At 17.5% G+C, this 15130-nt stretch carries 13 protein-coding genes and 3 tRNA genes; 10 read left to right on the top strand and 6 right to left on the bottom strand.

Annotation, left to right across the window (positions count from 1 at the left end; translation table 11 throughout):
• Positions 1–1237 precede the first annotated feature (1237 nt).
• On the top strand, positions 1238–2554 hold the full coding sequence (der, locus tag RJT27_RS02025; protein WP_343189457.1) for a ribosome biogenesis GTPase Der: 1317 nt from the start codon (positions 1238–1240) through the stop codon (positions 2552–2554).
• On the opposite strand, the gene fdx is transcribed toward der, so the two are convergent.
• The 4 genes from fdx to RJT27_RS02005 are packed head-to-tail and all read right to left on the bottom strand — an operon-like array spanning position 2551 to position 5048.
• Complete coding sequence (gene fdx / locus RJT27_RS02020) at positions 2551–2880, bottom strand: ISC system 2Fe-2S type ferredoxin (protein WP_343189456.1); 330 nt, start codon at positions 2878–2880, stop codon at positions 2551–2553. The two genes, der and fdx, sit on opposite strands and share 4 nt — an antisense overlap.
• 1 nt (position 2881) lies before the next feature.
• Positions 2882–3391 (bottom strand): Fe-S protein assembly co-chaperone HscB, encoded by a 510-nt coding sequence (hscB, locus tag RJT27_RS02015; protein WP_343189455.1) that lies wholly within the window; start codon positions 3389–3391, stop codon positions 2882–2884.
• 34 nt (positions 3392–3425) lie between these two features.
• Positions 3426–3809 (bottom strand): Fe-S cluster assembly scaffold IscU, encoded by a 384-nt coding sequence (iscU, locus tag RJT27_RS02010; protein ID WP_343189454.1) that lies wholly within the window; start codon positions 3807–3809, stop codon positions 3426–3428.
• Between the two features lie 21 nt (positions 3810–3830).
• Positions 3831–5048 (bottom strand): IscS subfamily cysteine desulfurase, encoded by a 1218-nt coding sequence (locus tag RJT27_RS02005; RefSeq protein ID WP_343189453.1) that lies wholly within the window; start codon positions 5046–5048, stop codon positions 3831–3833.
• Positions 5049–5163: 115 nt separating this feature from the next.
• Here RJT27_RS02005 and RJT27_RS02000 point away from each other — a divergent pair.
• The 8 genes from RJT27_RS02000 to RJT27_RS01965 all read left to right on the top strand — a co-directional run bounded on the left by RJT27_RS02000 (position 5164) and on the right by RJT27_RS01965 (position 12763).
• Positions 5164–5236 (top strand) — tRNA-Trp (locus RJT27_RS02000).
• Positions 5237–5295: 59 nt separating this feature from the next.
• The gene (ilvD, locus tag RJT27_RS01995) at positions 5296–7140 is read left to right on the top strand and encodes a dihydroxy-acid dehydratase (RefSeq protein ID WP_343189452.1); all 1845 of its coding nucleotides are present in this window, start codon (positions 5296–5298) and stop codon (positions 7138–7140) included.
• Positions 7141–7187: 47 nt separating this feature from the next.
• A complete protein-coding gene (gene ilvC, locus RJT27_RS01990; RefSeq protein WP_343189451.1) occupies positions 7188–8663 on the top strand; it encodes a ketol-acid reductoisomerase in 1476 nt (491 codons plus the stop codon).
• Positions 8664–8694: 31 nt separating this feature from the next.
• The gene (locus RJT27_RS01985) at positions 8695–10698 is read left to right on the top strand and encodes a UvrD-helicase domain-containing protein (RefSeq protein ID WP_343189450.1); all 2004 of its coding nucleotides are present in this window, start codon (positions 8695–8697) and stop codon (positions 10696–10698) included.
• Positions 10699–10767: 69 nt separating this feature from the next.
• Positions 10768–11106: a thioredoxin TrxA gene (trxA, locus tag RJT27_RS01980; RefSeq protein WP_343189449.1), complete on the top strand. Its 339-nt coding sequence runs from the start codon at positions 10768–10770 to the stop codon at positions 11104–11106.
• Between the two features lie 148 nt (positions 11107–11254).
• Positions 11255–12514, top strand: a complete 1260-nt coding sequence (gene rho, locus RJT27_RS01975) for a transcription termination factor Rho (RefSeq protein WP_343189448.1) — start codon at positions 11255–11257, stop codon at positions 12512–12514.
• A 95-nt stretch (positions 12515–12609) separates the two neighbouring features.
• Positions 12610–12682, top strand: a tRNA-His gene (locus tag RJT27_RS01970).
• 7 nt (positions 12683–12689) lie between these two features.
• Positions 12690–12763 (top strand) — tRNA-Pro (locus RJT27_RS01965).
• A 31-nt stretch (positions 12764–12794) separates the two neighbouring features.
• Here RJT27_RS01965 and hemC read toward each other — a convergent pair.
• Both hemC and cyaY read right to left on the bottom strand, forming a co-directional pair.
• Positions 12795–13718 (bottom strand): hydroxymethylbilane synthase, encoded by a 924-nt coding sequence (hemC, locus tag RJT27_RS01960; RefSeq protein ID WP_343189447.1) that lies wholly within the window; start codon positions 13716–13718, stop codon positions 12795–12797.
• Between the two features lie 65 nt (positions 13719–13783).
• On the bottom strand, positions 13784–14131 hold the full coding sequence (gene cyaY, locus RJT27_RS01955; RefSeq protein WP_343189446.1) for an iron donor protein CyaY: 348 nt from the start codon (positions 14129–14131) through the stop codon (positions 13784–13786).
• 79 nt (positions 14132–14210) lie between these two features.
• Here cyaY and dapF point away from each other — a divergent pair, with 79 nt between their 5' ends.
• Complete coding sequence (gene dapF, locus RJT27_RS01950) at positions 14211–15074, top strand: diaminopimelate epimerase (RefSeq protein ID WP_343189445.1); 864 nt, start codon at positions 14211–14213, stop codon at positions 15072–15074.
• The last annotated feature ends 56 nt before the right edge of the window (positions 15075–15130 follow it).

Genomic DNA, 15130 nt, shown 5'->3' with positions numbered 1-15130 from the left:
TTTAAAATCCTTTTAATAATATATAATATATAATATATATAAAATATAAGATATAAAATATAAGATATAAGATATAAGATATAATATATAATATATAATATATAATATATAATATATAATATATAATATATAATATATAATATATAATATATAATATATAATATATATAAGATATAAAATATAAGATATAAGATATAAGATATAAGATATAAGATATAAGATATAAGATATANGNNATAANATATNNAANATATNNAANATATNNNAANATATNNNAANATATNNNAANATATNNNAANATATNNNAATATATNNNAATATATNANANANAATATATNANANANAATATATNANANANAATATATNANANANAATATATAANANATNATATANANAANATATNAAAATATANNATANNANATATAAGATATAAGATATAAGATATAAGATATAAGATATAAGATATAAGATATAAGATATAAGATATAAGATATAAGATATAAGATATAAGATATAAGATATAAAATATAAGATATAAGATATAAGATATAAGATATAANATATAAGATATAAGATATAAGATATAANATATAAGATATAAGATATAAAATATAAAAAATAAATATTATATTATAATATATTATATTATAGAATATTATAATATATTATATTATAGAATATTATAGAATATTATAGAATATTATAATATATTATAATATATTATATTATAATATATATTATATTATAATATATATTATAATATAATATATTATAATATATTATAATATTCTATAATATTCTATAATATTCTATAATATAATATATTATAATATTCTATAATATAATATATTATAATATAATATATATTTTTTATATATTATATCTTATATCTTATATTTTATATCTTATATCTTATATCTTATATTTTATATCTTATATCTTATATCTTATATCTTATATTTTATATCTTATATCTTATATCTTATATCTTATATCTTATATCTTATATCTTATATCTTATATCTTATATCTTATATCTTATATCTTATATCTTATATCTTATATATATTTTTATATATTTTTATATATTTTTATATATTTTTATATATTTTTATATATTTTTATATATTTTTATATATTTTTATATATTTTTATATATTTTTATATATTTTTATATATTTTTATATATTTTTATATATTATTATATATTTTTATATATTATTAAAAGGATTTTAAAATGACTTTTAAAATTTCATTAATTGGAAGAGAAAATGTAGGAAAATCTACTTTATTTAATATTTTAACAAAAAATAAAGATGCATTAACAGATAATACACCAGGATTAACAAGAGATAGAAAATATGGTTATCATATTAATAAAAAAAAAAAAATTATTTTTATTGATACTGCTGGAATAAAAAAAACAAAAAAAATAATTAACATTAAAGCAATAAAAAATACAAAAAAAGCAATTTTAGAATCTAAAATAATTTTTTTTATAGTAAATATTCAAGAAGGTTTAACATGGGAAGATTATGAAATTTCAAACATTTTAAATAAATTTAGAAATAAAACATATTTAATTATAAATAAAGTAGATAATAAAAATTTAAAAAAAAAAAAAATAGAATTTTATAATTTAGGTTTTAAAAATATTTTTTTAATTTCTTCGATTCATAAAAATGGTATAAATATTTTATTAAAAAATATTTATAAAAAAATAAAAAATAAAAAAGAAAAAAAAAAAAAAAATATATATATATCAATTATAGGAAAACCTAATGTAGGTAAATCTACATTAGGAAATAAAATTTTAAAAAAAAAACAATTTATTACTGATAATTCTTCTGGAACTACTAGAGATAGTATATCTATCATTATAAAAAAAAAAAAAATAAAATATTTTTTAACAGATACTGCAGGTATATGCAAAAAAAAAAATATAAAAAATAAAATAACAATGTTATCTATTTTAAAATCTTTTAATACAATAAAAAAAAGTAATATTGTAATATTTTTATTAGATATTAAAAAAAATAGAATATGTAATCAAGATTTTTTTATTGCAAAAAAAATATTAAAATATGGTAATTTTGTTTTAATTGTAATAAATAAATCAGATAAATTTTCTGAAAAATTCAAAAAAAAAATTAAAAAAATTATTTTTAAAAAATTTAAATTCTTTAATTTATCAAAATTATTTTTTATATCTGCTTTATATAATCAAGGTATTGAAAAATTATTAAAAAATATATTCTTTTTTTCAAATATTTTAAATAAAAAATTTTCGTCAAAATTTTTAAATAAAATTTTAAAAAAAGCAATTACTAAACATCAACCACCAATTCATAAAAATATTAGAATAAAACCAAAATATGTTAATTTAATTAATATTAAACCATATACAATTATTATTCATGGAAATAAAATTTCAAAATTACCAATATCTTATAAAAATTATTTAAAATTTTATTTTCAAAAAAAAATGAAATTAAATAATTATATTTTAAAAATATTTTATCGAGAAAATAAAAATCCTTATAAAAATAATTAATTATTAAAATTACATGTATATAAAGGAATTTCTATTTTTAAATTTTTATTTCCAATTTTTGCTTGACATGATAAACGACTATGTTCATTTAACCCCCAAGCTTTTTCTAATAAATCTTCTTCATTTTCATTCATTTTTGATAAAGAATTAAAACCTTGTTTAATAATACAATGACAAGTACTACAAGCACAAGATTTGTTACAATTATGATCAATTAAAATTTTATTTTTTAAAGCAACATCTAATATTGTTTCTCCTGAATTTGCATAACAAATTTTTCCTTTAGGTATTAAAATTTTATGAGGTAAAAATAAAATTTTTAACATATTACTCCTTTAAAATATAATTTTTATCTAAAATATTATTTAATTTATAAATTAATTTTTTTAAAAAAATTAATTTATATAATATATATAGAGATTTTTTATATTTTTTATTTTTTATTGCAATATATATTTTTTTATAATATTTTTTATATAAAATTATTATTTTATATAAAAAAATTTTTTTTTTTTTAAAATTTAATAAAATAATTTCTTCATTATATTTAAATTGTTTTAATAAAAAAAAATATTTTTTTTTTTTTAAAATATTTTTATCATTTATATCAAAACCTTTAATTAATAAAAAATATTTTATTCTTTTTAAAGGATTTTTAAGAATATTATAAATAAAATTTATTTTTTTAGATTTTTTTAAATATATTTTTTTTTTTATTTTTTTTTTAAAAAATAAATCTGGATGAAATTTTCTTTGCAATTTAAAATATTTTTTTTTTAATTTTTTTTTTTTAATATTTATTGTAGTTTTAAGATTAAAAAATTTAAAATAATTCATAATAACTCAATTTTTTTTAAAAATATTTAAAATTTTATTTTATTTTATTTTTTTTTTTATAATTTTTAATTGCTTGTTTAATTGCATCTTCTGCTAATATTGAACAATGAATTTTAACTGGAGGTAATTTTAATTCTTTAACAATTTTTGTATTTTTTATTTTTTTAGCTTCTTTTAATGTTTTTCCTTTTACCCATTCAGTCATTAAAGAACTTGAAGCAATTGCTGAACCACAACCATAAGTTTTAAAACAAGCATCTTCTATAATTCCATTATTTACTTTTATTTGTAATTTCATAACATCACCACAAGATGGAGCTCCTACTAAACCTAATCCAACATTATTATCTTTATTAGAAAATGAACCTACATTTCTAGGATTTTCATAATGATCTATAATTTTTTTATTGTAACTCATTTTAACTCCTAAAATTAATAATTAATGATTTTTCCAATTAACTTTATTTAAATCAATTCCAGATTTAAACATTTCCCATAAAGGAGATAATTTTCTTAATTTTATAATAGCTTGATAAATTATTTTAAAAGCATATTTTATTTCAATTTTTTTAGTAAATCTTCCAAAAGAAAAACGAATTGAACTATGTGTTAATTCTTCTTTTATTTTTAAAGCTTTTAAAACATATGAAGGTTCTAAACTAGAAGAGGTGCAAGCAGAACCAGAAGAAACAGCTAAATCTTTCATAGCCATAATTAATGATTCTCCTTCTATATAATTAAAACTAATATTTAAAATATGCGGAGAAATATTTTTTAAATCTCCATTTAAATAAACTTCTTCAATATTTTTAATTTTGTTCCAAAAATAATTTCTTAATTTTTTTATTTTTTTTATTTCTTTTTTTCTTTTTTTTTTTATTATTTTACATGCTTCTCCAAAACCAACAATTTGATGTACAGGTAATGTACCAGAACGCATTCCTCGTTCATGCCCACCTCCATGAATTTGTGAAATTAATCTTATTCTAGGTCTTTTATTTTTAATATAAAGTGCTCCAATTCCTTTTGGTCCATAAATTTTATGAGCTGAAAAAGAAAGTAAATCAATAGAAATTTTTTTTAAATTTAATGAAATTTTTCCTATACTTTGAGTTGCATCTACATGAAAAAAAATATTTTTTGAAATACATATTTTTGATATTTTTTTAATATTTTGTATTACTCCAATTTCATTATTAACATGCATAATAGAAATTAATATTGTTTTTTTACAAATATATTTTTTTATTTTTTTAATACTTATTAAACCATTTTTTTTAGGTTGTAAATAAGTAACATTAAAATTTAATTTTTCTAATTCTCTACAAGTATCTAATACAGATTTATGTTCTATAGCACTAGTAATAATATGATTTCCTTTATTTTTATAAAATAAAGAAATACCTTTAATAGCTAAATTATTTGATTCTGTAGCTCCAGAAGTAAAAATTATTTCTTTTGCATCAGCATTAATTAAATTCGCAATTTTATTTCTTGATTTATCTATAGCTTCTTCTGCTAACCATCCATAACTATGTGATCGAGAAGAAGCATTACCAAAATTTCCATTTATAGTTAAATATTTTAACATTTTTTTTACAATTTTTGGATCCATTGGAGTAGTAGAAGCATAATCTAAATATATTGGTATTCTCATTTTTAAAACCTTAATTATTATTTAAAATAATATTAATATAAATTTATAAAATAAAATTAAAATAATATATACATTTATTTTTTTTTATTTTATTATACATTTAATTTTATTTTTTAGGAACGTAGTTTAATTGGTAGAACATCGGTCTCCAAAACCGAAAATTGTGGGTTCAAGTCCCTCCGTTCCTGAATAAAATATTTTTTTTATATATAAAAAATTAAATTTTATAATACTATAAGGAAAATTTATGCCCGTATATCGTTCATATACTACAACTCAAGGAAGAAATATGTCAGGAGCTAGATCTTTATGGAGAGCAACTGGAATGAATGATAAAGATTTTAAAAAACCTATTATAGCTATTGTAAATTCTTTTACTGAATTTGTTCCAGGGCATATACATTTAAGAAATATAGGAAAATTAGTTTCTAAAAGTATTTATAAAAATGGAGGAATAGGTAAGGAATTTAATACTATTGCAATAGATGATGGAATAGCTATGGGTCATTCTGGTATGTTATATTCATTACCTTCTAGAGAATTAATAGCAGATTCTGTAGAATATATGATTAATGCACATTGTGTTGATGCTATGGTTTGTATATCTAATTGTGATAAAATTACTCCAGGAATGTTAATTGCAGCATTAAGATTAAATATTCCTTGTATTTTTGTTTCAGGTGGACCTATGGAAGCAGGAATTAATATTAATGCTAATAATAAAAAAAAAATAGATTTAATTAATACTATTATAGAAAGTGCAAATATTAATGTAACAAATGAAGATTTAAATAATACAGAAAATTCTTCTTGTCCTACATGTGGTTCTTGTTCAGGAATGTTTACAGCAAATTCTATGAATTGTTTAATGGAAGTATTAGGTTTAGCATTACCAGGAAATGGGACTTTATTAGCTACTCATAGTGAAAGAAAAAAAATGTTTATAAAATCTGGTAAAATTATTGTTAAATTAACAAAAAATTTTTATGAAAAAAATGATTTTTCAATATTACCAAGAAATATAGCAAATAAAAATTCATTTTTAAATGCAATGATAGTTGATATAGCTATGGGTGGTTCTACAAATACTATTTTACATTTATTAGCTGCTGCTCAAGAAGGAAAAATAAATTTTACTATAAAAAATATTAATAAATTATCTAAAAAAATACCACATATATGTAAATTATCTCCTAGTAGTGATCTTTATCATATTGAAGATTTACATAGAGCTGGAGGAATAATTGGAATATTAAATGAATTAAAAAAAAAAAAATTAATTTATAATAATACTAAAAATATACTTAATGTTACTTTAAAAAAAACTTTAAAAAAATATGATATTTTATCTACAAAAAATAAAAATATTTTAAATATGTATTTATCTGGACCAGGAAATATTAAAACAATAAAACCATTTTCTCAATCTTTTAAATGGAAAAATTTAGATAAAGATAGAAAAAATGGTTGTATAAGATCAGTAAATAATTGTTATAATAAACAAGGAGGAATAGCAATTTTATATGGAAATTTAGCTGTAAATGGATGTGTTATTAAAACAGCTGCAATTAAAAAAAAAAATTATTTTTTTAAAGGTCCTGCAAAAATATATGAAAGTCAAGAAGAAGCAGTATATGCTATATTAAATAATAAAATTGATATTGGAGATGTAATAGTTATTCGTTATGAAGGTCCAAAAGGAGGACCTGGAATGCAAGAAATGTTATATCCTACTACTTATTTAAAATCTATGAATTTAGATAAAAAATGCGCTTTAATTACTGATGGAAGATTTTCTGGTGGAACATCTGGTTTGTCTATAGGTCATATTTCTCCTGAAGCTGCAAATAAAGGAGTTATAGGATTAATTAAAAATAAAGATATAATAATTATTGATATAAAAAATAAATCTATTCATGTAAATCTTTCAAAAAAAGAATTATTTAATAGAAAAGTATTAGAAGAAAAAAGAGGAAATAATGCATATACTCCTAAAAATAGAAAAAGAAAAATTTCAAAATCTTTAAAAATATATTCTATTTTTGCTACTAGTGCAGATAAAGGAGCAATTAAGAAAATTAATAATTTTTAATATATTATATTTATTAATATTTTAAATATAATTTTATAAGAGGAAATATGAAAAATTATTTTAATAGTTTAAATTTTAGAAAAAAAAATATACAACTAAAAAAATGTAATTTCTTAAATAATAATGATTTTATTGATGGAATTAATATTTTAAAAAATAAAAAAATTGTTATTATTGGATGCGGTTCTCAAGGTATTAATCAAGGTTTAAATATGAGGGATTCTGGTTTAAATATATCTTTTGTTTTAAAAAAAGAAAGTATTAAAAAAAAAAATAAATCTTGGATAAATGCTAATAATAATAATTTTAATATAGGAAATTTTAAAGAATTAATCCCTCAAGCAGATTTAGTAATAAATTTAACTCCAGATAAACAACATGATAAAATTATTAATAAAATACAACCATTAATGAAAAAAAATTCTGTATTAGGTTATTCTCATGGTTTTAACATTGTAGAAATGGGACAAAAAATACGTAAAGATATAACAGTAATTATGGTTGCTCCAAAATGCCCAGGAACAGAAGTTCGAGAAGAGTATAAAAGAGGATTTGGAGTTCCTACATTAATAGCAGTACATGAAAAAAATGATATAAATAATTTTGGTTTAAAATACGCAAAAGCTTGGGCTGTAGCTACAGGAGGAAATAAAGCTGGTGTATTAGAATCATCTTTTATAGCAGAAGTTAAATCAGATTTAATGGGAGAACAAACAATACTTTGTGGAATTTTACAAACTGCATCTATTGTTTTATATGATGAATTAGTAAAACAAAATTTTGATATTTCATATTCTGGTAAATTAATTCAAAAAGGTTGGGAAGTAATTACCGAATCTTTAAAACATGGTGGAATAAAATTAATGTTAGATAGAGTATCAAATACTAAAAAAATAAGAATTATAAAATTATCAAATTTACTTAAAAAATGTTTTTCTTCATTATTTAAAAAACATATGGATAATATTATTTCTGGTAAATTTTCTTCTGAAATGATTAAAGATTGGAAAAATAATGATGAAAATTTATTAAAATGGAGAAAATTAAGTAAAAATAGTGCTTTTGAAAATTATCCTAAATGTTATAAAAAAATTTCTGAACAAGAATATTATGATCATGGTATATTAATGATAGCAATTTTAAAAGCAGGAATTGAATTATCATATGAAACTATGATTGATACAGGAATTATGCCTGAATCTGCATATTATGAATCATTACATGAATTACCTTTAATAGCTAATACTATTTCAAGAAAACGTTTATATGAAATGAATTTAGTAATTTCTGATACTGCAGAATACGGTAGTTATTTATTTTTTAATTCTGCATTTCCTATTTTTAAAAAATTTATGTCAAATCTAAGATATGGTGATTTAGGAAAATCTTTAAAAGAAGAAAAAATAGATAATATTAAATTATTTAAATTAAACAAATCTATTGAAAAACATCCAATTGAAATTATAGGTAAAAAATTACGTAAATTTATGATTCAAATGAAAAAAATAAAAGTTGCTAATTAATTTTTTTTTTTTTTTAAAAAACAATTTTTTTATGTTTCTTAATAAAAAACAAAAATTAGCAGTTAATTGTATTTCTGGTCCTTGTTTAGTATTAGCAGGAGCAGGATCTGGTAAAACTAAAATAATTATAGAAAAAATTATTTATTTAATTAATCATGGTTTTTATAAAACTAAAAACATTTTTGCATTAACATTTACTAATAAAGCAGCAAAAGAAATAAAAAAAAGAATTTCTAAAATTTTAGGATATAAAAAAACAAAAAAAATATTTATTTCAACATTTCATTCTTTTGGAATGAATATCATTAAAAAAGAAATAAAATATTTTTCTTTTAATAAAAATTTTATATTAATTAATGAATATGATCAAATTTCTTTTTTTAAAAAAATTACTAAAAAATATAAATATTTTAATAAAATTATTATTAAAAAATTAATTTTAAAAATTTCTTATTGGAAAAATAATTTTTTATTTCCTCATAATCTTAAAAAAAAATATAAAAATAATATTGATAAAAATTTTATTACTTTGTATAAAAAATATTTATTATATACTAAAAAAAATAATTATTTAGATTTTAATGATTTAATATGTTTACCATTATTATTATTTAAAAAATATCCTAAATTAAAATTAAAATGGAGATCAAAAATAAAATATTTATTAATTGATGAATATCAAGATACTAATTTTATTCAATATAAATTAATTAAATTTTTAAAAAATATAAATTCTTCTTTTACTTTAGTAGGAGATCATAATCAATGTATTTATTCTTGGAGAGGAGCAAATTTTAAAAATATAATTTTACTTAAAAAAGATTATCCAAATATAAAAATAATAAAAATGGAAAGAAATTATCGATCTATAGGTAGAATTTTAAATATAGCAAATATATTAATATCGAATAATAAAAATATTTATATTAAAAAATTATTTTCAAAATTGCATTATGGTGAAAAAATAAATATATGTATAGGAAATAATGAAATACATGAAGCAGAAATTATTATAAAAAAAATACTTTTTCATTATAATTTTTTTAATAAAAATTATAAAAATTATGCTGTTTTATATAGAAATAAATATCAAATTAAAGAATTTATAAAACAATTAAATATTAAAAAAATTCCATATGAAATAATTAATAAAAAAAATTTTATAATAAAAAAAGAAATAAAATATTTATTGTATTATTTAAAATTATTAATAAATAATGATGATGATATTTCATTTTTAAAAATCATTAATAAACCTAATAGAAATATAGGTTTATCAACTTTACAAAAAATATTTTTTTTTCAAAAAAAAAAAAAATATAGTTTTTTTAATTGTATTAGAAATAAAAATATTTATAAATATTTTAATAAAAAAAAAATATTAATTTTTAAAAAATTTATTGTTTTAATAAAAACATTAAAAAATTTAATAAAAAAAAAACCAGAAAATATATTAAAAAAATTAATTAAAAAAATAAAATATAAAAAATGGATTATAAAAAAAAATAATAATATTAATAAAATAAATATTATATTTAAAAATATATCTTTATTTAAAAAAATTTTTAAAAAAAAAATATTAGGAAATAAAAAAAAAAAACCTATGTCTTTAAAAGATATTATTGAATATTTTATTTTAAATTTTGATAATATTTATAATAATAATAAAAAAAAAAAAAATAAAATTCAATTAATGACATTACATTCTTCTAAAGGATTAGAATTTTCATATGTTTATATAATAGGAATTGAAGAAGGTATTTTACCAAATAAAAAAAATGATATTGAAGAAGAACGTCGTTTAATGTATGTTGGAATAACAAGGGCAAAAAATAATTTAACATTATCTTTTTGTAAAAAACGTTTATTTTTAGGAAAATATATAAATACATATCCTAGTAGATTTTTATTAGAATTACCAAAAAAAGATATAATTTGGAAAAAAAAAAAAGAATATAAATTAAAAAATATTAATAAATTAAATATTAAAAAAATAAAAAATATAATTAAACTATATAAAAAAAAAAAAAAATAAAAATTTTATTTATTTTGTAATTTAATTATGTAACATATTAATATTATAAATAAATTTAGGAAAAATATAATGAATGTTTCAAAAATAATTAATTTAACAGATGATAATTTTAAAGAAAAAGTTTTAAAAAATAAAAATTTAGTATTAGTTGATTTTTGGGCAGAATGGTGTGCTCCTTGTAAATTATTAACTCCAATATTAGAAGAAGTTTCAAAAAAATTTTTTAAAAAAATATTATTTACTAAATTAAATGTAGATAATCATCCATTAACAGCTCCTAAATATTCTATTCGAGGAATACCAACTTTATTATTATTTTATAATGGAAAATTATTGTCAACTAAAGTTGGAACTTTATCTAAAAATCAATTAATTGATTTTTTAAAAAATAATATAAATAAAATTTAAATATATTAATTTTTTTTTAATAAATTATTTTAAAAATAAATATAATATTTTTAAAAATTATAATATAATTAATTTTATTAATATTTTTATTTTTTTTATATAAAATAATTTAAAATATATTTTCTATTTTTATTAAGAACTTATTATTATGAATCTTACCAAATTAAAAAATACTCCTATAACTGAATTAATTTTTCTTGGTGAAAAAATAGGATTAGAAAATTTAACACGTATGCGAAAACAAGATATAATTTTTTCTATTTTAAAACAGCATGCTAAAAGTGGATCTGATATATTTGGAGATGGAGTTTTAGAAATATTACAAGATGGATTTGGTTTTCTTCGTTCTGAAGATAGTTCTTATTTATCTGGTCCGGATGATATTTATGTTTCACCTAGTCAAATTAGAAGATTTAATTTAAGAACGGGAGATACAATTTCTGGAAAAATAAGACCTCCTAAAGATGGGGAGAGATATTTTGCTTTATTAAAAGTTAATTCTGTTAATTATGAAAATTCAGAAAATATTAAAAGTAAAATATTATTTGAAAATTTAACACCTTTACATGCAAATGTACGTTTAAGAATGGAAAGAGGAAATGGATCTATAGAAGATTTAACTTCTAGAATTTTAGATTTAGCTTCTCCTATTGGAAAAGGACAAAGAGGTTTAATTGTAGCTCCTCCTAAAGCTGGTAAAACAATACTTTTACAAAATATTGCACAAAGTATTGCTTATAATTATCCTGATTGTGTTCTTATGGTTTTATTAATTGATGAAAGACCAGAAGAAGTCACAGAAATGCAAAGATTAGTAAAAGGAGAAGTAGTTGCTTCTACTTTTGATGAACCAGCTTCTAGACATGTACAAGTTTCTGAAATGGTAATAGAAAAAGCTAAAAGATTAGTTGAACATAAAAAAGATGTTATTATTTTATTAGATTCAATTACTCGTTTAGCAAGAGCTTATAATACTGTTATTCCTTCTTCTGGAAAAGTTTTAACAGGTGGTGTTGATGCAAATGCATTGCATAGGCCAAAAAGATTTTTTGGAGCTGCAAGAAATGTAGAAGAAGGAGGAAGTTTAACAATTATTGCAACTGCTTTGATTGATACTGGTTCTAAAATGGATGAAGTTATTTATGAAGAATTTAAAGGAACTGGAAATATGGAATTACCTTTATCAAGAAAAATTGCGGAAAAAAGAGTTTTTCCAGCTATTGATTATAATAGATCTGGTACTAGAAAAGAAGAATTATTAACATTATCTGAAGAACTTCAAAAAATGTGGATTTTAAGAAAAATTATTCATCCAATGAATGAAATTGATGCGATGGAATTTTTAATTAATAAATTATCTATGACAAAAAATAATAATGAATTTTTTAATATGATGAAAAAACCATAAAATATTATTAAATAAAAGTTTTTAATAAAATATAAATATGTTATAATTTATAAAAATTATTATTTTAATTTAAAATAATTTTATAAAATATTTTGGTGGTTATAACTCAGTTGGTAGAGTGCTGGATTGTGGTTCCAGTTGTCATGGGTTCAAATCCCATTAACCACCTTTAATTCGGTGAGTAGCGCAGTTTGGTAGCGCAACTGGTTTGGGACCAGTAGGTCGGAGGTTCAAATCCTCCCTTGCCGATTTTTTATTATTTTTTAATTTTTTTTTTTTATTATTTAAAACATTTAAGAATTTTTTTTGCTCCTTTTTTTAATAATTTTAAAGCTAATTTTTTTCCTATTTTTCTTGCAGAAAAAAAAGGACCTTTTTTTTTTCCTTTAATTATTTTTTTTCCATTTAAGGATCCAATTAATCCTTTTAAATATATTTTTTTTTTTTTTATTTTAGAATAAATACCAACTGGGATATTACAATTTACTTTTAATTTTTTACAAAAAGCTCTTTCAGCAATTATTCTTATTTTTGTAGGTTCATGATTTAAATGTGAAATTAAAAATAATATAAAAGTATCATTAATTCTAGATTGAATACCAATTGCTCCTTGTCCACAAGCAGGTAATAATATTTTTTTTGATATTATTTGTTTAATTCTTTTTTTAATACCTAATCTATATAAACCTTCTACAGCAAGTATTATTCCATCATAATAACCTTTATCTAATTTATTAATTCTTGTTTCTACATTACCTCTTAATTTTTTAATTATTAAATCAGGTCTGTGCATAATTAATTGAAATTTTCTTCTTAAGCTAGATGTTCCTATTTTTGCGTTTTTTGGAAGATCTTTTATGCAATTATATTTATTTGAAATTAAAGCATCTGATGGATTTCCTCTTTTGTAAATACTTGTAATAATTAATTCTTTAGAAATTAAATTTGGTATATCTTTTACAGAATGGATTGCTATATCTGCTTTGTTATTTAATAAAGCAACTTCTAATTCTTTAATAAAAATACCTTTTCCATTTATTTTTTTGTTATATTTTTTATTTATAATATCACCTTTGGTAATAATAGGAATTAAATTAATTATTATATTTGGATAAATTTTTTTTATTTTTTTAATTATAAAATTTGTTTGTTTTAATGCTAATGGGCTTTTTCTGGTAGCTATTTTTATTATTCTTTTAAACATTGCATTATCGCTTTAATTAACGTAAAATATTTAATTTATATTATAAATTTATTATTTTTTTAATATTAAAATATAAATTTATTAAAATATTTTTCTTTAGTTGCTTTGTATAATAAATTTTTAAATATTTTATTAAATGTTTTTTTAGTTTTTGTGCATTTCCATTTTTTATTTTTATATTCAAAATGATATCCTATTTTATGATTTGCTAACCATAATTGTTGTATTGTTTCTTGTCTTGTAATTAAAATTTGATGTTTATTTTCAAAAATAATTTTAATAACTCCATTATTTATTTCATAATCTATATTATTTTTACCATTATATTGATCTAAAATATTTTCAATATTTAATATTAATTTATCAATTAAGAAATGATATTTAGTAATTTTTGAAAAATTTTTTTTTTTCATATTAATAATTATTTTATTTAAAATATTTATGTAAAATATTATTATATAATAAATTTTATTTTAAAATAATAAAATATATATGTTAAAAATAAATAAAAAAAAAATTATTTTTTCAAAAATGCATGGTTTAGGAAATGATTTTATAATTATTAATAATATAAATAATGAATTTTTAATAAATAAAAAAATTATAAAAAAATTATCTAATAGATATTTAGGAATTGGTTTTGATCAATTATTATTAATTGAAAAATCAAATAATACTATATCAGATTTTTTTTATAGAATTTTTAATTCAAATGGAGTTGAAGTTTCACAATGTGGAAATGGAGTAAGGTGTTTTGTTCATTATTTATATTTAAAAAAAATAATTATTAAAAAAAAAATATCTATTCAAACAAAATCAAGTTTAATGCATGCTGAATTTATTAAATTTAAAAAAAATAATAGTGCTATTATAAAAGTTAATATGGGAAAACCAATTTTTGAACCAAAAAAAATACCTTTTTTATATAAAAAAAAAAAAAAAAAATATATTATTAATGTAAATAATAAAGATATTATTTGTGGAGTTGTTTCTGTTGGAAACCCGCATTGTGTTATTAAAATTAAAAATATTAAAAATTTTAATGTAAAATTATTTGGAAAATTAATAACATCTCATTATTTATTTCCAGAATTTGTTAATGTAAGCTTTATGAAAATTATTAATAAAAATAATATTTTTTTAAGAGTTTATGAAAGATATGTAGGTGAAACTAATGCTTGTGGAAGTGCTGCTTGTGCATCTGTAGCAGTAGGTTATTTACAAAAATTTTTATCTAATATTGTTAAAGTACATTTAAAAGGAGGAAATTTAAAAATATTTTGGAAAGGATTAAAACATAATTTATATATGGTTGGATTATCTACTTTTGTATATGATGGAGTAATTAAAATTTGATTTTTTTTTTAAAAAATATTTTATTTATTTTATTTTTTTTTAATTTTTTTTTTCAG

This window comes from Buchnera aphidicola (Greenidea ficicola), from assembly GCF_039386055.1.
In the GTDB taxonomy this organism is placed as follows: domain Bacteria; phylum Pseudomonadota; class Gammaproteobacteria; order Enterobacterales; family Enterobacteriaceae; genus Buchnera_K; species Buchnera_K aphidicola_A.
Note: the sequence above shows the minus strand (reverse complement) of the source record. Positions and strands in the feature narration are given on the sequence as shown.

Coding starts and splice junctions, on each gene's coding strand:
- cyaY (WP_343189446.1), bottom strand. CDS start 14,131: ATGAAAAAAAAAAATTTTTCAAAAATTACTAAATATCATTTCTTAATT.
- iscU (WP_343189454.1), bottom strand. CDS start 3,809: ATGAGTTACAATAAAAAAATTATAGATCATTATGAAAATCCTAGAAAT.
- trxA (WP_343189449.1), top strand. CDS start 10,768: ATGAATGTTTCAAAAATAATTAATTTAACAGATGATAATTTTAAAGAA.
- hemC (WP_343189447.1), bottom strand. CDS start 13,718: ATGTTTAAAAGAATAATAAAAATAGCTACCAGAAAAAGCCCATTAGCA.
- RJT27_RS02005 (WP_343189453.1), bottom strand. CDS start 5,048: ATGAGAATACCAATATATTTAGATTATGCTTCTACTACTCCAATGGAT.
- RJT27_RS01985 (WP_343189450.1), top strand. CDS start 8,695: ATGTTTCTTAATAAAAAACAAAAATTAGCAGTTAATTGTATTTCTGGT.
- rho (WP_343189448.1), top strand. CDS start 11,255: ATGAATCTTACCAAATTAAAAAATACTCCTATAACTGAATTAATTTTT.
- fdx (WP_343189456.1), bottom strand. CDS start 2,880: ATGTTAAAAATTTTATTTTTACCTCATAAAATTTTAATACCTAAAGGA.
- der (WP_343189457.1), top strand. CDS start 1,238: ATGACTTTTAAAATTTCATTAATTGGAAGAGAAAATGTAGGAAAATCT.
- hscB (WP_343189455.1), bottom strand. CDS start 3,391: ATGAATTATTTTAAATTTTTTAATCTTAAAACTACAATAAATATTAAA.
- dapF (WP_343189445.1), top strand. CDS start 14,211: ATGTTAAAAATAAATAAAAAAAAAATTATTTTTTCAAAAATGCATGGT.
- ilvD (WP_343189452.1), top strand. CDS start 5,296: ATGCCCGTATATCGTTCATATACTACAACTCAAGGAAGAAATATGTCA.
- ilvC (WP_343189451.1), top strand. CDS start 7,188: ATGAAAAATTATTTTAATAGTTTAAATTTTAGAAAAAAAAATATACAA.